Here is a 19,554-nt window from a genome sequence, read left to right on the forward strand (position 1 = left end):
GACAACCAGGGGTGGGCCGGTTCAGGCCCCGGATCTGGCGGATACGGTGCAGGCGGTCCGGGTGCCGGTGGCCCGACCGGTGGCGGGTACGGGGCCGGTGGTCCCGACGGCCGGCCACAGGGTGCAGGCGGCTTCGGGGCACCGGCCTCTGGGACACAGGGCTCTGGGACACAGGGCTTCGGGGCACCAGGGCAGGGCGCAGGGGGATATGGCGCAGGGGGATATGGCGCAGGGGGATATGGCGCAGGGGGATATGGCGCAGGGGGATCCGGCGCCTCCGGGCCGGGTGTTCCCGTGACGCCGTCATCGTCGGGCGGCTCGGTGATGTCCCGTCTGGGTGCGGCCCGGCCGAGCCGGCCGCAGCCGACCATGATCGCCGGCGTCGTGCTGGCCCTGCTCGGCGTGATCCTCGTGATCTTCAGCTGTGTGACCTGGGCATCGGTGTCGCAGAGCGAGACCCTGCCGGGCGGCCTCGGCACCGTCACGAGTTCGGTGACGGTCAGCGGCCTCGGTTCGGTGGACGCCGAGGTCACCGGACTGCCGCAGGGCATTCCGGGACTCGACAAGGACGCGCTCGACGAAGCGGCATCCAGCGGCGACGGTACGTCCGCTCCGGGTGGCTGGACGATCGCCTTCGGCATCCTGCTCGTCCTCGCCGCGGTGCCGTTGCTGCTCCGGCGCTTCGCGTCGTGGGCCGCCGTCGCGGCGAGCGTGATCGGCGTCGCCACGCTGATCGCCACGATCGTCTTCCTCGCCGATCCCGCCGCCGCGGTGTCCGACGGCGACCCGGGCGAGGGGTCCGACCAGGTGGGTGCCGGCTACGGGCTCTGGATCGTCTTCCTCGCCTCACTGGCCGCATTCGCCGTGGCCGTTGCGACAGCGGCGCTGCAACTGCTTCCCGGTGGGACGACACCAGGTGCGACGGCAGCCGGTGTGACGCCCTTCGGTGCACCCGGGTCCGGATACGGGAGTCAGCCCGGGTTCGGGAGTCAGCCCGGGTATGCGGGCGGACCGGGATACGGGAGTCAGCCGGGGAGTGGGTACCCGCAGCAACCGGGGTACGGCACCGCGCCCGCAGGCGATCAGCAGCCCTACGGTCAGGCGGCCCCGGGGCAGTGGCAGCCGGGATACGGGCAGCAGCCCGGTCAACCCGGATACGGGCAGCAGCCCGGTCAACCCGGATACGGGCAGCAGCCCGGTCAACCCGGATACGGGCAGCAGCCCGGTCAATCCGGATACGGGCACCCGCCGCAGGGCTGACGACCCTTACGATCCGGGTACCTCGAAACCCCTGCATCCGAATCCGGGAGCATCGATGACATCGACCGCTCCCGGATTCGTCGCCTTCCGGCCGGATTTGGCCTGAGCACCCGGCATGGTGCATACTTGTCGGGTTGCCTGATCGGCGGTGCGGATTTCTGCGGCACCGACCAGGTGAATGACTCCCAGGCCCGGTTGACGGGGATGGGCGTGTACCGGGTGACCCCCGAGCGGTTCGCCGCACCAGGTTCACCGTCACGACACGCCCGACCGCGGGTGCCGGAGCAAAACGGTTCGTCCCAGTGGCGAGCCAACGTACAACGACAGATGAACAGCGTCGATCCCGCGAATCTCACGCGTGGTGATCATGTGCCCGCCGGCGGCGAAGTCGGCCCAGGTACGCGGTGTTTGTCTGTCGAGAACAACTGACGGAAGAGGACACAGCGTGGCGGGACAGAAGATCCGCATCAGGCTCAAGGCCTATGACCACGAGGCGATCGACGCTTCGGCGCGCAAGATCGTGGAAACCGTGACCCGTACCGGGGCACGTGTGGTCGGCCCGGTGCCGTTGCCCACAGAGAAGAACGTCTACTGCGTCATCCGTTCGCCGCACAAGTACAAGGACAGCCGCGAACACTTCGAGATGCGCACCCACAAGCGACTCATCGACATCCTCGACCCGACGCCGAAGACGGTCGACGCGCTGATGCGCATCGATCTCCCGGCCAGCGTCGACGTCAACATCCAGTAGGCGGGGGGCGAAGAGAAACATGAGCAATCAGAGTTCGACCAGCAATCAAAGTGCCACACGGGGCATCCTGGGCACCAAGCTCGGCATGACCCAGGTCTTCGACGAGAACAACCGTGTCGTTCCGGTCACCGTGATCCAGGCGGGCCCGAACGTCATCACCCAGCTGCGCACCGCGGAGCGTGACGGCTACACCGCCGTCCAGCTCGCCTACGGCGCCATCGATCCGCGCAAGGTCACCAAGCCGGTCGCCGGTCAGTTCAGCAAGGCCGGGGTCACCCCGCGCCGGCATCTGGCCGAGATCCGCCTGGCCGACGTCAGCGAGTACGAGGTCGGTCAGGAATTGACCGCCGAGATCTTCGCCGACGGTGCACTGGTGGACGTCACCGGCACCTCCAAGGGCAAGGGCTTCGCCGGCGCCATGAAGCGCCACGGCTTCGCCGGTCTGGGCGCCAGCCACGGTGCACACCGCGTGCACCGCGCGCCGGGCTCGATCGGTGGCTGCGCCACCCCGGGTCGCGTGTTCAAGGGCATGCGCATGGCCGGACGTATGGGTAACGACAAGGTGACCACGCAGAACCTCACCGTCCACAAGGTGGACGCCGAGGCCGGCCTGCTGCTGATCAAGGGAGCGATCCCGGGTCGCAAGGGCGGCGTCGTGGTGGTTCGCGACGCAGTGAAGGGTGGTGCGAAGTAATGAGCACCGAGACCGCAACCAAGCTGACGCTGGACGTCAGGACCGCCGACGGCAAGACCAACGGAAGCGTTGACCTGCCGGCCGAGATCTTCGACGCACCGGCCAACATCGCGCTGATGCACCAGGTCGTGGTGGCCCAGCTGGCCGCCGCTCGCCAGGGCACGCACGCCACCAAGACCCGCGGCGACGTCCGCGGTGGTGGTGCCAAGCCGTACCGCCAGAAGGGCACCGGTCGCGCCCGCCAGGGTTCGACCCGTGCACCGCAGTTCACCGGTGGTGGCGTCGTGCACGGTCCGCAGCCGCGTGACTACGCCCAGCGCACCCCCAAGAAGATGAAGGCGGCCGCCCTGCGCGGCGCGCTGAGCGATCGCGCTCGTAACGAGCGCATCCACGTCATCACCGAGCTCGTCTCCGGACAGGTGCCGTCGACCAAGTCGGCGCGTCAGTTGCTGGAGGCCCTGTCGGATCGCCGTAAGTTCCTGGTCGTGCTGGGTCGTGAGGACCTGACCGCCTGGAAGAGCGTGGCGAACCTGGGCAACGTGCTGCCGATCGCTCCCGATCAGCTCAACACCTACGACGTCCTCGACGCCGATGAGGTGGTGTTCAGCGTGGAGACGCTCAACGCGTTCATCGCTGCCAATTCCAAGACTGACGCGAAGGAGGCGTGAGCATGGCTACCCAGGCCGACCCGCGCGACATCATCCTGGCGCCGGTGATCTCGGAGAAGTCCTACGGGCTCATGGAGGAGAACGTGTACACCTTCCTGGTGCACCCGGACTCCAACAAGACGCAGATCAAGATCGCCATCGAGGCGATCTTCGACGTGACCGTCGACAGCGTCAACACCGCGAACCGGCAGGGCAAGCGCAAGCGGACCCGCTTCGGCTACGGCCAGCGCCGCTCCACCAAGCGCGCGTTCGTGACGCTGACCGCCGACAGCAAGCCCATCGAGATCTTCGGAGGCTCGGTCAACTGACCGGGTCTTGGAATAGAGGGACTTTCACATGGCTATTCGTAAATACAAGCCGACGACCCCGGGTCGTCGCGGGGCCAGTGGTTCGGACTTCGCCGAGATCACCCGTGATCATCCGGAGAAGTCGCTGGTCCGCCCGCTGCACGGCCGTGGTGGCCGTAATGCGCACGGTCGTATCACCACCCGTCACAAGGGTGGCGGTCACAAGCGCGCCTACCGTCTGATCGACTTCCGTCGTAACGACAAGGACGGCGTGAACGCCAAGGTCGCACACATCGAGTACGACCCGAACCGCACCGCACGCATCGCACTGCTCCACTTCGTCGACGGCGAGAAGCGCTACATCATCGCGCCGAAGGGTCTGAAGCAGGGCGACATCGTCGAGACCGGCGCGAGCGCCGACATCAAGCCCGGCAACAACCTGCCGCTGCGCAACATCCCCACCGGTACCCAGGTCCACGCCGTGGAACTGCGTCCGGGTGGTGGCGCCAAGATGGCCCGCTCGGCCGGCGCCTCGATCCAGCTGCTCGGCAAGGAGGGTGCCTACGCGACCCTGCGTATGCCGTCCGGCGAGATCCGTCGCGTCGACGTGCGCTGCCGCGCCACCGTCGGCGAGGTCGGCAACGCCGAGCAGTCGAACATCAACTGGGGCAAGGCCGGCCGTATGCGCTGGAAGGGCAAGCGCCCGACCGTCCGTGGTGTCGTGATGAACCCGGTCGACCACCCGCACGGTGGTGGTGAGGGCAAGACCTCCGGTGGTCGCCACCCGGTCAGCCCGTGGGGCAAGCCCGAGGGCCGCACCCGCAAGAACAAGGCCAGCGACAAGCTGATCGTCCGCCGCCGCCGCACCGGCAAGAACAAGCGATAAGAATCAGGAGGAGGTAGAAGAATGCCACGCAGCCTCAAGAAGGGCCCATTCGTCGACGACCATCTCCTGAAGAAGGTCGATGTTCAGAATGAGAAGGGCACGAAGCAGGTCATCAAGACCTGGTCGCGTCGTTCGACCATCATCCCCGACTTCATCGGTCACACCTTCGCCGTCCATGACGGACGCAAGCACGTGCCGGTGTTCGTCTCGGACAACATGGTCGGGCACAAGCTGGGCGAGTTCGCCCCCACCCGCACGTTCAAGGGTCACATCAAGGATGACCGGAAAGCGAAGCGCCGGTAAACCATGAGTACTCAGACCGAGAACCCCACCGCGAAGGCGACCGCACGGTTCGTGCGCGTCACCCCGATGAAGGCACGTCGTGTGATCGACCTGATCCGCGGCAAGAACGTCGACGAGGCCCTCGACATCCTGCGGTTCGCCCCGCAGTCGGCGTCGGAGCCCGTGTACAAGGTGCTGGCCAGCGCCGTCGCGAATGCGGAGAACAATCAGGATCTGGATCGTCGGACCCTGGTCGTCGCCACCGCCTTTGCCGACGAGGGCCCCACCATGAAGCGGTTCCAGCCGCGTGCGCAGGGTCGGGCATTCCGTATCCGTAAGCGCACCAGCCACATCACCGTGGTCGTGGAGAGCTTGCCGGAGAAGGCGACCGCCGGTCGCGGCCGGTCGCGTCAGCCGAAGCAGAAGGGAGCCTGACAGTGGGCCAGAAAATCAACCCGCACGGCTTCCGTCTGGGCATCACCACCGACTGGAACAGCCGTTGGTACGCCGACAAGCAGTACGCGGACTACGTGAAAGAGGATGTCGCCATCCGCAAGCTCCTCTCGCAGGGGCTCGAGCGCGCCGGCATCGCCAAGGTGGAGATCGAGCGCACCCGTGACCGGGTTCGCGTCGACATCCACACCGCCCGCCCGGGCATCGTCATCGGTCGCCGCGGCGCCGAGGCCGATCGCATCCGCGGTGAGCTGGAGAAGCTGACCGGCAAGCAGGTCCAGCTGAACATCCTCGAGGTCAAGAACCCTGAGTCCGAGGCCCAGCTGGTGGCCCAGGGTGTCGCCGAGCAGCTGAGCAACCGTGTGGCGTTCCGCCGCGCGATGCGCAAGGCCATCCAGTCGGCGATGCGTCAGCCGAACGTCAAGGGCATCCGGGTGCAGTGCTCGGGTCGTCTGGGCGGCGCAGAGATGAGCCGTAGCGAGTTCTACCGCGAGGGTCGTGTGCCGCTGCACACCCTGCGCGCCGACATCGACTACGGCCTGCACGAGGCCAAGACCACCTTCGGCCGGATCGGTGTGAAGGTGTGGATCTACAAGGGCGACATCGTCGGTGGCCGTCGCGAGCTGTCCGCAGCCGCGCCGTCCGGCGATGACCGTCGTCCGCGCCGGCCCAGCCGTCCTCGCCGCAGCGGTGCCTCGGGCACCACTGCCACGAGCACCGACGCCGCACGTGCGGCCGAGGCCGCTCCCGCCGAGGCCACCGCTGGCGCGGGTGCAGAAAAGCAGGAGGGCTAGCCAATGTTGATCCCACGGCGGGTCAAGCACCGCAAGCAGCACCACCCGAGCCTGAAGGGTCAGGCCAAGGGCGGCACCAAGGTCACCTTCGGCGACTACGGCATCCAGGCGCTCGAGAGCGCCTACATCACCAACCGGCAGATCGAGTCCGCTCGTATCGCCATCAACCGGCACATCAAGCGTGGCGGCAAGGTCTGGATCAACATCTTCCCGGACCGCCCGCTCACCAAGAAGCCGGCCGAGACCCGGATGGGTTCCGGTAAGGGTTCGCCCGAGTGGTGGGTCGCCCCGGTCAAGCCGGGTCGCGTGCTGTTCGAGATGACCTATCCCAACGAGGAGATCGCTCGCGAGGCCCTGCGTCGCGCGCAGCACAAGCTCCCGATCAAGACCCGGATCGTGACCAGAGAGGAGCAGTTCTGATGGGACTGGGCGTTGCTGCAGCAGAGCTGCGTGAACTCAATGACACCGATCTGGTCGACCGGTTGAAGGAATCGAAGGAAGAGCTGTTCAACCTTCGCTTCCAGATGGCCACCGGCCAGCTCGACAACAACCGCCGTCTGCGGACCGTGCGTCGCGAGATCGCTCGTATCTACACCGTGATGCGCGAGCGCGAGCTGGGCCTGGCGTCGGGACCGGAAGGTGATGACGCATGAGTGAGGATGCGAAGGTGAGCGAAACCGCTGCCGAGACGCGTGCCAGCCGCAAGGAGCGGATCGGCTACGTCGTCAGCGACAAGATGCAGAAGACCATCGTGGTGGAGCTGGAGGATCGTAAGCGTCACGCGCTGTACGGCAAGATCATCCGGACCACGTCCAAGGTCAAGGCACACGACGAGAACGAGACCGCCGGCATCGGCGACCGCGTGCGGATCATGGAGACCCGCCCGCTGTCGGCGACCAAGCACTGGCGCCTCGTGGAGGTGCTGGAGAAGGCCAAGTAGGCCGACTCCCGCTCTTCGGACACCGAAAGGCCCGTTCCCCACACCGGGGAGCGGGCCTTTCGGTGTCCGAAGGTGCTTCAATGTCGTGGTGAATGCCGCCACCGAGCAGACCGCCGGACGCGATCTCGAACGCGTCCAGCGGATCGGCGCACGTTTCCTCGGTGCCGGTCTGCTCGCCTATCTGGCGGTGTCCTGGCCGGTGATGGTGTCGGCGTCCGTGCAGACCGCGCCGTGGTGGACGCCGGTCAGCGTGGTCCTGGCGGTCGGCCCCGGGTTGCTGTTGGTGATTGCCGGCTTCCGCCCCGGCACGGCCTGGCTCGGTCCACTGGCAGTGGCGTGCTCGCTCGGGTACATCGCCGCCGTCGCGTTGTGGTTCGTCGCCTGGACCGGCACACCGCTCGCCGACCCGGACCAGTCGGCGTTGTGGCTCAGCACGTTCCCCGGGATGGCGAGCATGGTCGCGATGCTCGTCTATCCGCGGTACGGGGTGATGCACCTGGTGGTCGCCACCCTGCTGCTCAACATCGCGCAGCAGATGGGCCGCTACGGGCACCTCAACGGCGAACTGGTCTGGGAGGTGTGCTGGGCGGTCGGTTTCACCGGGGTGTTCCTGGCCATCGCACGGGTCGCGGTCCGGACTGCCGCACTGCTCGACCGCACCCGCGCCGTCGCACACCGGGTGGCCGCCGAGGCCGCCGCCGCCACCGCACGGCAGGCAGAGCAGGCGCGGTTCGACGCCGTGATCCACGACCGGGCGATCGCGAGTCTGCTCGCCGTCGACCGAGGCCGTCCCGACGTGCGGCTCGCCGCCCAGGCGCAGTCGGCCGTCGATGCGATGGATGACCTGGCCAACGGGGTGATCGCAGACGGACCGTCGACCGTTCCCGCGCCGATCGCGTTGCGCCGGATCCGTGCCGCGGCCCGCGACTTCGGTGAGGACATCGACATCGACATCGAGTCCGCGACCGACGACGACACGCGCTATCCCGCCGAGACGGTCGGCGCCCTGATCGAGGCGATGGGTGAGGCGTTGCGCAACGTGGGCCGCCACGCCGGTGCCGGTGCGTCGTCGGCGGTACTGTGCCGCGCCGGTGAGGACTCGATCAGCATGGCCGTCGTCGACGACGGCAGCGGATTCGATCCCGACCACGTCGTCGAGGGTCGGCTCGGAATCGCGGCGGGAATCCGCGGTCGGATGGATGCCGTCCCGGGTGGCTCGGCGGTCCTGCGCAGCAGTGTCGGGCGTGGTACCACAGTCGGACTGCAGTGGGTGCGGCCATGAGTGCCGGTAGAACCCGGGACAGCACAGCCGCACACGGGGGACCGGGACACGCGGGACCGGGAGACGGGGACCGAGAGACGGGGGAGGTGGAGGCGTGACCGAGACAGCTGACGTCGCCGACATCTTCGGTATCCGATCACCGGCGGTTCGCGTCGCCATGGGGTTCTTCGCCGTCGTCGCCCTCGCCGTGGCGATCCACGCGACGCCGCACGGTTCGCCGGTGTGGGAGTGGATCCTGCTCGCGGTGGCCGCAGTGCTGCTGGGGGCGGCCGGACTCGGGGTGATCGGGGTGCGGGCGGATCCGATGCCGGTGAGACCGGCGACGCTGATCGCGGCGTCGACACTCGTCGGCGTGGTCGCCGGGCTGGCCCGGATCACCGTCGCGGAGGCCAGCGTGATGCAGACCGGTCCGCCGATCGGATCATCGGTGATCATCCTGGCGTATCTCGCGGTACGTGGCCGGGTGGTCGCGGCGTGGGCGGTCAGTGCGGCGATCACCGTTGTGACCGGCGTGTGGGCCGTGGTGGTCGGGATGGGCGCGACCTACGGTGTCCTGCTGACGGTTCCGGGCTACGCCGTCATGATCATGGGATCGTTGTTCGCCCTGATGCTGCGCCCGATGGCGGCCAATATCATCGCATTGCGGGAGAGCCGATCCCGGCAGATCGCCACCGAGGCGGCGGTTCGGGCCGCCGAAGATGTTCGACGGCAACAGATCTCCGGTTTCTCGCGGCAGGCGCGTCCACTGCTCGAGGCGGTCGCGGCGCGCCGGGACTTCACCGCCGACGACGTGGTCCGCGCCCGGCTGGTGGAAGCCTCACTGCGCGACGGGATTCGGGCGCGCGGCCTCGATCGGCCGGAGGTGCGTGATGCGGTGTGGGCGGCGCGCGCGGCGGGTGTGACGGTCACCTTGCTCGACGACGGGGGGCTCGACCCTCTCGACGACGCGGACCGCGAGATCGTGCGGGATCGGCTCGTCGCAGCGCTCGTGACCGAACTCGACGGCCGGGTCGAGGGCCGGGTGGTGGCACGCATCCTGCCGCCGGGTCGGCCGACCGTCGCGGCGATCTCGGTGGCGGGAGAGGGGCGACGGGAATTCGACGTCCATGGCCGGGACCTCGGATCGATCAGCTTCCGGAGCTGAGGCTTGCGATGAAGCCGATCAGCAGGAGGATGCTCCACAACAGTGTGATGATGCCGATGACCAGCCCACTGATCGCCATACCGCGGTGGGTGGGCTCGGCGCCCGCTCCCGTCGGGCTGCCCTCGGTGAGCCGCAGGTTGGCGATCGCGAAAGAGATCCCGACGCCGCTCAACGCGATGCCGCCGACACCGAACAGGCACGAGCCGGGGATGGCCGCGAGTGACAGCACAAGCGCGAGGATCGCGTTGCGCCGGGCCGGTGACGCCGGCGGTGAGGGCGTCGGCGGTGGCGGATAGGCGGCAGGGGAGTAGGCGGCCGGTGAAGGATAGGTGCCCGGCGCCGGGGCGTGCTGGGACCGGGGCTGGTGCTGGGACGGGGGTGGATACGGGCGCGCCGAGGTCGGCTGGGCAGCTGCCGACTGCGGGTGCACCGTCGGCTGGTAGGGCTGTGGGGTCGATGTTGCCTGGTAGGGCTGCGGGGTCGGCGACGGGGCGGTCGGCTTCTTGGTGAGGGTGGGCCCCGAGTTCGGTGTGGCGTTCGACGGGCGGTTCGCGGCGGTCAGCGCGGACGCGAGGTCGGTCGCGAACGCCGAACACGACGGATACCGCCGGCGGGGGTCCTTGTCGAGGGCGCGGAACAGGACCTCATCGACCTGTGTCGACAGCTCCGGGCGTCGGGAGGTGATGGGTGGCGGTGACGAGGACAGGTGTTGGCGGATCATGGCGGCCGCATTGCTGTTGTCGAAAGGCGTGCTCCCGCTGAGCAGTTGGTAGGCGGTGCAGGCCAGTGAGTACTGATCCGTCCGGCCGTCGAGGGTATCGCCGGCGAGCTGTTCGGGCGATGAATAGGCGAAGGAACCGACGGTGAGATTGGTTGCGGTGAGCCGGGAGTCGTCGACCATCGGCCGGGCGATACCGAAGTCCGCCAGCAGCACCCGACGCCGGCGACCGGGCCCGGAGGCGTCGGTGATCAGGATGTTGGCGGGCTTGACGTCGCGGTGCAGGAGGTTCTGTGCGTGCGCGTGATCGAGGGCGTCGGCGACCGCGGTGACGATCTCCTCGACGTCGGACACGGGGAGTCCGCGCGGATGGGCGAGCAGCGCGTCGGCGGCGTCGCGGCCCTCGACGTAGCGCATGGTGATCCACAGCTGGCCGTCGTGTTCACCGCGGTCGTACACCCCGACGATGTGGGGATGGTCGAGGCCCGCGGCGAGGTCGGCTTCCCGGATGAACCGGCGGCGGAAGTTCTCGTCGGCCGACATCGACGCCGACAGCACCTTCAGCGCGTCCTGGCGCGGCAGCCGCGGGTGCGCGGCCAGGTACACCTCACCCATCCCGCCGGCACCGAGCTTGCGGATGATGCGGTATCCCGCGAACAGCTGACCATCTACCAACGTCACGCCGAGAATTCTAGAGGCCGCTGCCGACAGGCCCGACCCCGAAACGAATCGGCCCGTCCGGCGTCGACGCCGGACGGGCCGTGATCGGTTGCGGTTCCACGCCCGGAGAGGTGGCCGGCGGGTCTACCCAACCGTCGCGGTGAGCGGTCGTCCACCCCCGCTCACACCATCAACGTTATTGCGCGCGGTGGGGCGGTAACAGGGACTTAGGGCCCGGCTTGGCGGGACATTGGTGCCCGGACCGCGGCCCGATACCCGAACACGGCCCGGTACAAGAACACGGCCCGGTACAAGAACACGGCCCGGTACAAGAACACGGCCCGGTACAAGAACACGGCCGGTACAAGAACACGGCCCGGTACAAGAACACGGCCCGGTCAGGACGCGGTGGCGGCCTTGCGATAACCGCGCAGCGCCGGATACAGACACACTGCCAGGGTTCCGACCGTCCACAGGATGACCTTGATCAGGTTCTCGGTGATCGGCCCACCCGCGGCGAGCGCGCGCATCACCTCGATCGCCGGACTCATCGGCTGGTTCGCGACGATCGGCTCGAGCCATCCCGGGTACTCCGACGCCGGGGCGAAACCGGTGTTGAAGAACATCAGGACACTCGACACCAGTGACAGCAGCGGCACCAGCGGTGCGCCCGGCGCGAAATTCACCGCGAGTGCGAGAACGATCGACGCGAAGGCGATCCCGAATCCGATGGCGACCCCGTAGATGCCCAGGATCGCCCACGGGTCGGGGTTCATCCGGAAACCCACGAGCCAGCCGACGGTGATGAGCACGGTGGTGGTCAGCACCATCCGGACGATCTCACAGACGAGCCGCGAGCTCAGATCGGCCGCGCGGTTGATCGGCAGGACGTACAGGCGGGACAGGAGCCCGGACGTCCGTTCGAGGTTGAGTCGGACTCCGGCGACCACCGAGCCGAACATGGCGCTGACGACGATCACCAGGGGGACCGTCCCATAGGCCGCGTCCTGGCCGGTGGCGCGGCCGATGGCCTCGCCGAGCACCACCTTGAGCATCACCGTGGTGAGCACCGGCATCAGGAACACCTGGATGAAGGTGCTCTTCTCGTGGAAGAGCACCCACAGCTGACGCGCGCTCAGCGCCCGGGTCTGGGCGAACCATGCGGCGAACGACGACTCGGCAGACGCCGCGACATCGGGCCGGCCGGCCGCCGGGAGTGCGATGTCGGACATCCGGTTCGTGGTGGTCATCGCTGCACCTTCCGGGTGCCGAGGTAGGTCAGGACGGCACCGCCGGCGATGAGGGCCACGCACCACCACACCGCAGGCGCGACGTAGCTCCAGGTCGCCGTCCCGTCGTCGAAGGCCCGCATGGCCTTGGCGAACTGGGACACCGGCTGGTTGCGTGCGAACGGGGCGATCCAGTCGGGGAACAGGATCGCGGGCATGAAGCCGGTCGAGAGCATCCCCAGGATCAGCAAGGGGAGGCCGATCGCCTGACTGGTGGTCTCCGGGCTGTCGGCGAGCAGTCCGACGGCGTCGGAGAGCACCGCGACGCCGATGCCGACCACCAGGACCAGCGTGTAGAGCCCGATCGTCCCGCCGACACCCCCGCCGGGTCGCCAGCCGGTGAGCAGGCTCGCGATCGCCGCACAGACGACGGAGATCACCAGCAGCACCAGGTTGGCGCTGAATCGTGCCAGGATCGGTGCCGCCGACCAGACCGGCATGGTGCGGAACCGGGTGGTGATCCCGGTGGTGGCGTCAAGACAGGAGCGCATCGCCGCCGACGATGCGACGAAGCCCACCGACTGCAGGGCGATGATCGGCATCAGGAACTTCGCGTAGTCGATGTCGGCGTACTGGGACATGATGCTGCGCAGCGGCACGTAGAACGCGACGGCGAGGAAGGCCGGGGACACGAACGCGAAGATCACCTCGCCGTTGCGCATGATCGAGCCGAGTCCGCGCATCGTCAGTGCCCACCACTGGCGGACGGCCTCGATCCCGGCGCCGTCGGTCTCGGCCGGCTCGCGGGGCAGGGTCGGCTGGGTCATCGGCCGGCCCGCGCGTGGTGTGCTTCGGGGGTCGACGCGGTGTCGGGGTACGGCCGGGTTCCGGGGGGCGGACCGGACCCGGCAGACGGGCCGGGTGGCGTCGTGACGACGGGGGTGTCGGTGGTCTGCGAGGTGATCGGCGGGTGCTCCCGCGTGGGATCGGTGAGGGTCAGGAAGACCTCGTCCAGGGAGGGTCGTTGCAGGGACACGTCGGCGAGCCGGATCCGGCCGTCGGTGGCCCGTTGGACGATGGTGACCAGGGTGTCGGCGCCCTCGGAGGTCGGTACCACCAGCCCGTCGTCCGGCGACTGCTCGGCGTCGACGATGTCGCCGAGCACGGCCCGGAGCCGGTGGAGGTCGGTCGGGCTGGCCGGCGTGACCAGGTAGTGCGCGGACCCGGTGAGGGCCTTGAGTTCGTCGGCGGTCCCGTCGGCGATCACCTGTCCGCGATCGATGACGACGATCCGGTCGGACAGGGCGTCGGCCTCCTCGAGGTACTGCGTCGTGAGCATGATGGTGACCCCTTCCGCGCGGAGATCCTCGACCAGTGTCCAGACCTCCTGCCGGCTGCGCGGATCGAGTCCGGTCGTCGGTTCGTCGAGGAAGACCACCTCCGGCCGGGTGACGAGACCGCACGCGATGTCCACGCGCCGCCGCATACCGCCGGAGTAGTCGCCGACCCGGCGATCGGCGGCCTCGGTCAGGCCGAAACCTTCCAGTAGCTCGGCGGCGCGGGCCTTGGCGGCCGACTTCGACAGTCCCATCAGGCGGCCGAAGAGCACGAGGTTCGCGCGTCCCGACAGCGCTTCGTCGAGGGCCGCGAACTGTCCGGTCAACATGATCGACCGGCGGACCCCGGACGGGTCGCTGCCGACGTCGTGGCCGGCCACGGTCGCCGAACCACCATCGGGTTTCAGCAGGGTGCAGAGCATGTTCACGATCGTGGTCTTCCCGGCCCCGTTGGGGCCCAGGAGGGCGAGGATCGATCCACGGGGTACGGCGAAATCCACACCGGCGACGGCGGCCTTGTCGCCGAATCGCTTCTCCAGGCCCGAGACGGATATCGCGAGGTCTGTCCGGTCCTGATGTGGAATCGTGGTCTGGTGAAGTTTGCGTTGCGAACTATCTCGATCATCCGATCCGTTTAGTGGATCGAATGATCTGCGCGACTGGAATGTTTGATCAAATTCGGTCGCCTGATTTTTCTGCTGCGGAACGCGGTGATGATCGCAGTCGATCGGTCCGGTGCGGGGCGTCTCCGCCGGTGCGTGCCGGGTGTCCACCGAATGGACGACCGGTCGCGGATCGGGCATGCCGACAGGAGTCGTTCCATTGCGTCGTGAATCAGGCATTTCGCTGATGCCGGACGTCGGATCGGCGGTCTTCTCCCGCGGGTGCGGGGGGTCTGCGGGTGCGCGATGGCGTGCGTGACGACCGACGGCGGCGGGTCGGGGCGGTGACACGCCGACGTCGGGTCCCGCCTGAACGCCGACGTCGGGAACCGCCTGACCGGTGACCGTGCTGGGGACGAGGGAGTCCCAGATGCTCGCGGTGTCCGGCGTGTCGAGCGCGATCAGATCGGCCGGGGAGAGCGGATCACTCAGCGGATCCGGCTTCGGTCCACGTCCGGCGCCGAACTCCGGGTTACGTTGCTGTACAGGCATTCTGTCGTCGCCTGACGTTGGCTCCCAGGTCTGGTCGGCAGACGGTCCGCCGCGCCCCACCGGGGATCCCGGTGTGCCGGGATGGGCGCCGGACGGGTGGCGAGGGGGAGTGGCGGGCAGGGGTGCGAGGCGTGGGGATGACGACCGCCTGGTGGCTCCCTCTGTCATGCGTTGGTCCCTTCGCAGCTTCGAGGCGGATGCTTTGCGAAAGCGAATCCGGCGTCGTCAACGTTACCCATTGTCTTGGTGATCGCGGGTTGACTTGATCGGGTTACAGACGGGTCGGGTGGTCGCCGGCCGTCTGGGTACCCCCGATCGCGCCCGTCCGGGTATGACGCTACGCGGGAGCCCGTGGAAGATATTTGCGAGGCTTTGAATGAATATGTCTGAATTGGATCGGAAATACCCGATCGGGGCGATGTCGGCCTTGTAACGTTTTCGGTGTGCCGATCGACTGCATTGAATGGGTGGCGTCCACCACCCCTGGCGTACGAGGTGATGATTGATGGTGGGAAAAGGGATCGTTCCGGACGGCTGAGAAGTATTTTTTCAGGGCGGGTTATCACGGTGATCTGGACGAGCGAGAGTGGGACATGACCGATCTGATGGCGCAGGCGCAGGTCGCGGAACTGCGCGAGCGTCGGCTGCTGCCACTCACGGCCGCGCAACGGGGACTGTGGTTCGCCGAGACCCTCTCACCCGACTACTCGGTCAACATCGCCCAGTACGTCGACATCCGGCACGAACCGGGCGGTCTCGACATCGACCTGCTGGTGCAGTGCTGTTACGACGTCGGCAAGCTCGTGGAATCCCCGTACATCCGGCTCGTCGAGGTCGACGGCGTCCCGATGCAATACATCGACGTGGACTACGACCAGCGTGTCGACGTCGTCGACCTGCGCGACCGGGACGATCCGGTCGCGGCCGCCCAGGACTGGATGCGCCGCGAGTACCGCCGGCCCGTCGATCTGCTGAACGACCAGCTCATCGTCACCGCGATGCTGCTCGTCGGCGAGGATCGGACATTCTGGTACAGCCGAGCCCACCACATCATCGTCGACGGCTACGCCGCGCTCGGGATCGTGCGCAGGACGGTCGACCGGTACAACGCCCTGCGGCGCGGTGACGAGCCCGCCGAGAAGGCCCCGGTGGGGATGGCCGAGATCGTCGAGTACGAGGACGCCTACCGCACCAGCGCACGCCGCGCGACCGACCGGGACCACTGGCTCGAGCGGGTCGCCGACCTCCCCGAGGGGGTGACGCTCGCCCGGCACAAGGTCAAGGCGCCGCTGTCGTTCGACAACATCGTCGCCGGCCGTGAGCTCGGCGCCGCCCTGCAGCGGCGGATCGAGGCGCTGGCCCGCGAGGCCAACAGCTCGATCGCGGTGGTGCTGACCGCCGCGTTCGCCGCGTTCCTGGCCCGGATGAGCGATGTCGACGACATCGTGATGAGCCTGCCGGTCACCGGCCGGGCCACCGCTCGCATCCGGAACGCCGGCGGGATGGTGTCCAATGCGCTGCCGGTCCGACTCCGCGGGGTGCGTGAACGGACCGGGCGCGAACTCGTCGCCGCGGCCCGGCTCGAGCTGATGGGTGCCCTCCGGCATCAGCGCTACCGCTCCGACGACATCCGGCGGGACGCCGGATTCGACGCCTCGTCGGTCACCTTCGGTCCGACCATCAACATGGTGTTCTTCGACGACGATGTCGCGATCGACGGAACCACCATGGAGTACCGCATCCTCACCTCGGGAATCCTCGAGGACCTGCTGATCAACCTGTACCAGGCGAGTCCCGGAGCACCCGTGGTGGTCGATCTCCACGGCAACCCGCACCTGTACTCGGCGGTGCAGATGCGCGGTCACCTCGATCGGTTCCTCGTCTTCGTCGAGCGTTTCGTCGCCGATCTCGGTGTCCGCGTCGACGATGTGGACGTGTTGCTGCCCGCCGAGCACACTGCGCTCGGTGACCTCGAGGCCGGTGCGCCGGGGCCGGTGCTCGCTCCCGACGCCGATCTGCTCGACGGCTTCGTCGGCCAGGCACGCGACCATCCGCACCGCATCGCGATCACCGAGGGTGACCGTCGCTGGACCTACCGTGAGTTCGACCTGCTCCGGCGCGGCCTCGCCGAACGGTTCGCCGGGCACGGCGTCGTCGCCGGCGACCGGGTCGCGGTGGTGTTGCCGCGGGGAATCGGGCAGGTCGCGGCCATCTACGCGACGCTCACCCTCGGCGCCGCGTACGTCCCGGTCGATCCGGATCAGCCCGCGGCTCGTCGGCAGTCGGTGCTCGCCACCGCCGGCCCGCGCCTGGTGGTCGATGCCGCGTTCCTCGATGCCGCGTTCCTCGATGCCGCGTTCCTCGATGCCGCGGGCTTCGACGCCACCGATCCCCGTGCGGTCGACGCGTCCGTCCCCACCCACCGGTGCCCGTCGGGTCATGCCGCGTACGTGCTGTTCACCTCCGGCTCGACCGGCCTGCCGAAGGGGGTGGAGGTCCCGCACGATGCGGTGCTGAACCGGCTCGCCTGGGTCCAGGAGCACTTCCCGTTCACCGCCGACGATGCCTTCCTCTACAAGACCCCGACCACATTCGACGTGTCCGTGCCCGAACTGTTCTGGCCGCTGCAGGTCGGCGCGCGGATGGTGATCGCCCGGCCGGGTGGGCATCGGGACCCGGACCATCTGCGGCAGGTCATCGAGGCCGAGCGGATCACGGCCGTGCACTTCGTGCCCTCGATGCTCGAGGTCTTCATCGACGCGGTCGACGAGTCCACGGCACTGGTGCCGCCGACCCTGCGCCGGATCATCACGTCGGGAGAGGCGCTCTCGCCTGCGCTCGCGCAGCGGGTACTCGACCGGGCGGATGTCACCCTGATCAATCTGTACGGTCCCACCGAGGCCGCGGTCGACGTCACCGAGTACGTCGTCGAGCGGGGCGTCCCGATCATCCCGATCGGCCGTCCGGTGCCCGGGACCGAGCTACGCCTGCTCGACGCACATCTGCGTCGGGTACCGGTGGGGGTGCCCGGCGAGCTCTACGTGTCCGGCGTGCAGCTGGCGCACGGGTACGTCGGCGCCCCGGCGCGCACCGCCGAGCGGTTCGTCGCCGACCCGTTCGCGCCCGGCCGACGGATGTACCGCACGGGTGATGTGGCCCGTTGGGATGCCGACGGCCGCATCGACTATCTCGGCCGTACCGACTTCCAGGTCAAGATCCGTGGCCAGCGCGTGGAACCGGGCGAGATCGAGGCCGTTCTGCTCGGCGACCCCGACGTCGACCATGCCGTGGTGCTGGTCCGCACCGAGGGCCCGACTCCCGCCGTGATCGGCTACGTCAAGTCCACCGGCGTCCCGCGGGAGTCCGCGACGCCGGCCACCGCCGGCACCGAGGCACTGACCGACCGGCTGCTGCGGACCTGTCACAGACGGCTGCCCGCGCACATGGTCCCCGCGTCGATCGTGGTGCTCGACGAGTTCCCCACCACGCCGGCCGGGAAGCTCGACCGCACGGCGCTCCCGGCACCGGCGGCCCGCCCGCACACCTCGGTCCACCAGCCGCCCACCACGGCCGCCGAGCTCGCGGTGGTGGGACTGCTCGAGGAGCTCCTCGGCGTCGACCGGATCAGCGTGTCGGACAACATCTTCGCCCTCGGCGCGGACTCGCTCACCGCGGCCCGGCTGGTCGCCCGGGCACGAACCGGACCACATCTGACGATCACGCTGGCAGACGTGTTCGACACTGCGACCGTCGCCGACCTCGCGAGCACCGCGGTGCCGCGGGACACCGACGATCACCCACCGCTCACCGCGATGCCGCGGCCGGACCGAATCCCGTTGTCGCACCCGCAGACCCGACTCTGGCTGATCAACCGGATGGACCCGTCGTCCGGCGCCTACAACATGCCCGGTGCGATGCGCCTCGGCCCGGGCGTCGATCACGACGCGGTCCGCGCCGCGCTGGGTGACGTCCTCGAGCGGCACGAGTCGCTACGGACCGTCTTCCCCGAAGGGGCCGGCGAGCCGTACCAGCGGATCACCCCGGCCACGCAGATCGACCTCGGTGGGAGTGGGGTGTTCGCGGTGACCGACGTCGCCGCCGACGCTGTCTCCGCGGCGATCGGGGACTGTGTCGCGACAGGGTTCGATCTCGTTTCCGACCACCCGATCCGGATCCGGCTCCTGCGGGTCGTCGACGGGTCGGGAACCGTCGCCGATCACGTCCTGGTCGTGGTGCTGCACCACATCGTCGGGGACGGGGCGTCGCTCGCGCCGCTGATCGCCGACCTCTCCACGGCCTACGCGGCACGGTCGGCGGGACATGCGCCGCAGTGGCAGCCGTTGCCCGTCCAGTACGCGGACTACGCACTGTGGCACCGGGAACTGCTCGGCGACATCGCCGACGACCAGTCCTTGCTGCGCCGCCAGCTGGCGTTCTGGCAGGAGGAGCTCGACGGGCTGCCGGCCTTTGTCTCCCTGCCCACCGATCACCCGCGTCCGGCCACCGGGAGCGGTCGCGGGGCACATCTCGACCTCCATCTCGACCTCGAGACGTCGTCGGCGATCCGCGCACTCGCGTCGGTCCAGGGGGTCACCACCTTCGCCGTGTTCCAGTCGGCCCTGGCCGCGGTGATGTCCCGCTTCGTCGGCAGCGGCGAGGTCCCCATCGGTACCGCCGTGTCGGGCCGCGACGATCCGCGGCTGGCCGACCTCGTCGGCATGTTCGTCAACACGGTGATCCTCCGCACCACCGTCGAGCCCGCCGACACCGTGGGCGACCTGCTGCGCCGGGCTCACCGGGTCCGCGCCCGCGCACTCGGCAATGCCGACGTCCCGTTCGAACAGGTCGTCACCGCACTCGGGGTGCGCACCTCGCGGTCACACGCCCCGCTGTTCGGTGTCGAACTGGTGATGCAGGGCGATCATCTCGGCCGGTTGCTGGGCGGTCGACCGCAGGGGCCCGGTTCCGGGCACACCGACACCGGGCCCACCGACACGGGGCCCACCGACACGGGG

19 protein-coding genes are annotated in these 19,554 nt (G+C 68.7%); 15 read left to right on the forward strand and 4 right to left on the reverse strand.

From position 1 onward, the window contains the following. Positions 1–294: 294 nt before the first annotated feature. The 14 genes from ACWDUA_RS14730 to ACWDUA_RS14795 all read left to right on the forward strand — a co-directional run bounded on the left by ACWDUA_RS14730 (position 295) and on the right by ACWDUA_RS14795 (position 9,441). Complete coding sequence (locus ACWDUA_RS14730) at positions 295–1,260, forward strand: hypothetical protein (protein WP_449751749.1); 966 nt, start codon at positions 295–297, stop codon at positions 1,258–1,260. A 445-nt stretch (positions 1,261–1,705) separates the two neighbouring features. Continuing rightward, complete coding sequence (gene rpsJ, locus ACWDUA_RS14735; RefSeq protein WP_003938093.1) at positions 1,706–2,011, forward strand: 30S ribosomal protein S10; 306 nt, start codon at positions 1,706–1,708, stop codon at positions 2,009–2,011. A gap of 19 nt (positions 2,012–2,030) precedes the next feature. Further along, positions 2,031–2,705 (forward strand): 50S ribosomal protein L3, encoded by a 675-nt coding sequence (gene rplC / locus ACWDUA_RS14740; protein WP_449751750.1) that lies wholly within the window; start codon positions 2,031–2,033, stop codon positions 2,703–2,705. Further along, positions 2,705–3,373 carry a 50S ribosomal protein L4 gene (gene rplD / locus ACWDUA_RS14745; protein WP_449751751.1) on the forward strand — a complete coding sequence of 223 codons (669 nt, stop codon included), beginning with the start codon at positions 2,705–2,707 and terminating at the stop codon, positions 3,371–3,373. Before rplC ends, rplD begins: the two co-directional genes overlap by 1 nt. A gap of 2 nt (positions 3,374–3,375) precedes the next feature. Continuing rightward, on the forward strand, positions 3,376–3,681 hold the full coding sequence (rplW, locus tag ACWDUA_RS14750; protein WP_059035320.1) for a 50S ribosomal protein L23: 306 nt from the start codon (positions 3,376–3,378) through the stop codon (positions 3,679–3,681). Positions 3,682–3,709: 28 nt separating this feature from the next. Continuing rightward, positions 3,710–4,546: a 50S ribosomal protein L2 gene (rplB, locus tag ACWDUA_RS14755; protein ID WP_449751752.1), complete on the forward strand. Its 837-nt coding sequence runs from the start codon at positions 3,710–3,712 to the stop codon at positions 4,544–4,546. A 21-nt stretch (positions 4,547–4,567) separates the two neighbouring features. Continuing rightward, positions 4,568–4,849: a 30S ribosomal protein S19 gene (rpsS, locus tag ACWDUA_RS14760; RefSeq protein ID WP_006332376.1), complete on the forward strand. Its 282-nt coding sequence runs from the start codon at positions 4,568–4,570 to the stop codon at positions 4,847–4,849. Positions 4,850–4,852: 3 nt separating this feature from the next. Further along, positions 4,853–5,263: a 50S ribosomal protein L22 gene (rplV, locus tag ACWDUA_RS14765; RefSeq protein WP_449751753.1), complete on the forward strand. Its 411-nt coding sequence runs from the start codon at positions 4,853–4,855 to the stop codon at positions 5,261–5,263. Positions 5,264–5,265: 2 nt separating this feature from the next. Beyond that, positions 5,266–6,075, forward strand: a complete 810-nt coding sequence (gene rpsC / locus ACWDUA_RS14770) for a 30S ribosomal protein S3 (protein WP_053777921.1) — start codon at positions 5,266–5,268, stop codon at positions 6,073–6,075. Positions 6,076–6,078: 3 nt separating this feature from the next. Beyond that, positions 6,079–6,495, forward strand: coding sequence for a 50S ribosomal protein L16 (rplP, locus tag ACWDUA_RS14775; protein WP_020793368.1), 417 nt, complete (start codon positions 6,079–6,081; stop codon positions 6,493–6,495). Continuing rightward, on the forward strand, positions 6,495–6,728 hold the full coding sequence (rpmC, locus tag ACWDUA_RS14780) for a 50S ribosomal protein L29 (RefSeq protein ID WP_020793369.1): 234 nt from the start codon (positions 6,495–6,497) through the stop codon (positions 6,726–6,728). The genes rplP and rpmC overlap by 1 nt, the downstream gene beginning before the upstream one ends. Continuing rightward, positions 6,725–7,015, forward strand: coding sequence for a 30S ribosomal protein S17 (gene rpsQ / locus ACWDUA_RS14785; RefSeq protein ID WP_449751754.1), 291 nt, complete (start codon positions 6,725–6,727; stop codon positions 7,013–7,015). The genes rpmC and rpsQ overlap by 4 nt, the downstream gene beginning before the upstream one ends. An 88-nt stretch (positions 7,016–7,103) precedes the next feature. Continuing rightward, positions 7,104–8,297 carry a sensor histidine kinase gene (locus ACWDUA_RS14790; RefSeq protein ID WP_449751755.1) on the forward strand — a complete coding sequence of 398 codons (1,194 nt, stop codon included), beginning with the start codon at positions 7,104–7,106 and terminating at the stop codon, positions 8,295–8,297. Positions 8,298–8,391: 94 nt separating this feature from the next. Beyond that, a complete protein-coding gene (locus ACWDUA_RS14795) occupies positions 8,392–9,441 on the forward strand; it encodes a hypothetical protein (RefSeq protein WP_449751756.1) in 1,050 nt (349 codons plus the stop codon). Here the strand turns inward: ACWDUA_RS14795 and ACWDUA_RS14800 are convergent. From ACWDUA_RS14800 to ACWDUA_RS14815, 4 genes are all read right to left on the reverse strand, one after another. Beyond that, complete coding sequence (locus ACWDUA_RS14800; RefSeq protein WP_449751757.1) at positions 9,425–10,840, reverse strand: protein kinase domain-containing protein; 1,416 nt, start codon at positions 10,838–10,840, stop codon at positions 9,425–9,427. The genes ACWDUA_RS14795 and ACWDUA_RS14800 overlap by 17 nt on opposite strands. Before the next feature lie 377 nt (positions 10,841–11,217). Continuing rightward, on the reverse strand, positions 11,218–12,069 hold the full coding sequence (locus tag ACWDUA_RS14805; RefSeq protein ID WP_449751758.1) for an ABC transporter permease: 852 nt from the start codon (positions 12,067–12,069) through the stop codon (positions 11,218–11,220). Further along, complete coding sequence (locus ACWDUA_RS14810; RefSeq protein ID WP_449751759.1) at positions 12,066–12,875, reverse strand: ABC transporter permease; 810 nt, start codon at positions 12,873–12,875, stop codon at positions 12,066–12,068. The genes ACWDUA_RS14805 and ACWDUA_RS14810 overlap by 4 nt, the downstream gene beginning before the upstream one ends. Continuing rightward, positions 12,872–14,539, reverse strand: a complete 1,668-nt coding sequence (locus ACWDUA_RS14815; protein WP_449751760.1) for an ATP-binding cassette domain-containing protein — start codon at positions 14,537–14,539, stop codon at positions 12,872–12,874. Before ACWDUA_RS14815 ends, ACWDUA_RS14810 begins: the two co-directional genes overlap by 4 nt. Before the next feature lie 593 nt (positions 14,540–15,132). On the opposite strand from ACWDUA_RS14815, the gene ACWDUA_RS14820 reads away from it, so the two are divergent. After that, the coding region (locus tag ACWDUA_RS14820; RefSeq protein WP_449751761.1) for an amino acid adenylation domain-containing protein at positions 15,133–19,554 on the forward strand (4,422 nt) is incomplete at its 3' end.

It is taken from the genome of Gordonia sp. NPDC003376 (genome assembly GCF_053589235.1).

Coding starts and splice junctions, on each gene's coding strand:
- rplC (WP_449751750.1), top strand. CDS start 2,031: ATGAGCAATCAGAGTTCGACCAGCAATCAAAGTGCCACACGGGGCATC.
- rplD (WP_449751751.1), top strand. CDS start 2,705: ATGAGCACCGAGACCGCAACCAAGCTGACGCTGGACGTCAGGACCGCC.
- rplW (WP_059035320.1), top strand. CDS start 3,376: ATGGCTACCCAGGCCGACCCGCGCGACATCATCCTGGCGCCGGTGATC.
- rplB (WP_449751752.1), top strand. CDS start 3,710: ATGGCTATTCGTAAATACAAGCCGACGACCCCGGGTCGTCGCGGGGCC.
- rpsS (WP_006332376.1), top strand. CDS start 4,568: ATGCCACGCAGCCTCAAGAAGGGCCCATTCGTCGACGACCATCTCCTG.
- rplV (WP_449751753.1), top strand. CDS start 4,853: ATGAGTACTCAGACCGAGAACCCCACCGCGAAGGCGACCGCACGGTTC.
- rplP (WP_020793368.1), top strand. CDS start 6,079: ATGTTGATCCCACGGCGGGTCAAGCACCGCAAGCAGCACCACCCGAGC.
- rpmC (WP_020793369.1), top strand. CDS start 6,495: ATGGGACTGGGCGTTGCTGCAGCAGAGCTGCGTGAACTCAATGACACC.
- rpsQ (WP_449751754.1), top strand. CDS start 6,725: ATGAGTGAGGATGCGAAGGTGAGCGAAACCGCTGCCGAGACGCGTGCC.
- ACWDUA_RS14805 (WP_449751758.1), bottom strand. CDS start 12,069: ATGACCACCACGAACCGGATGTCCGACATCGCACTCCCGGCGGCCGGC.
- ACWDUA_RS14810 (WP_449751759.1), bottom strand. CDS start 12,875: ATGACCCAGCCGACCCTGCCCCGCGAGCCGGCCGAGACCGACGGCGCC.
- ACWDUA_RS14815 (WP_449751760.1), bottom strand. CDS start 14,539: ATGCCTGTACAGCAACGTAACCCGGAGTTCGGCGCCGGACGTGGACCG.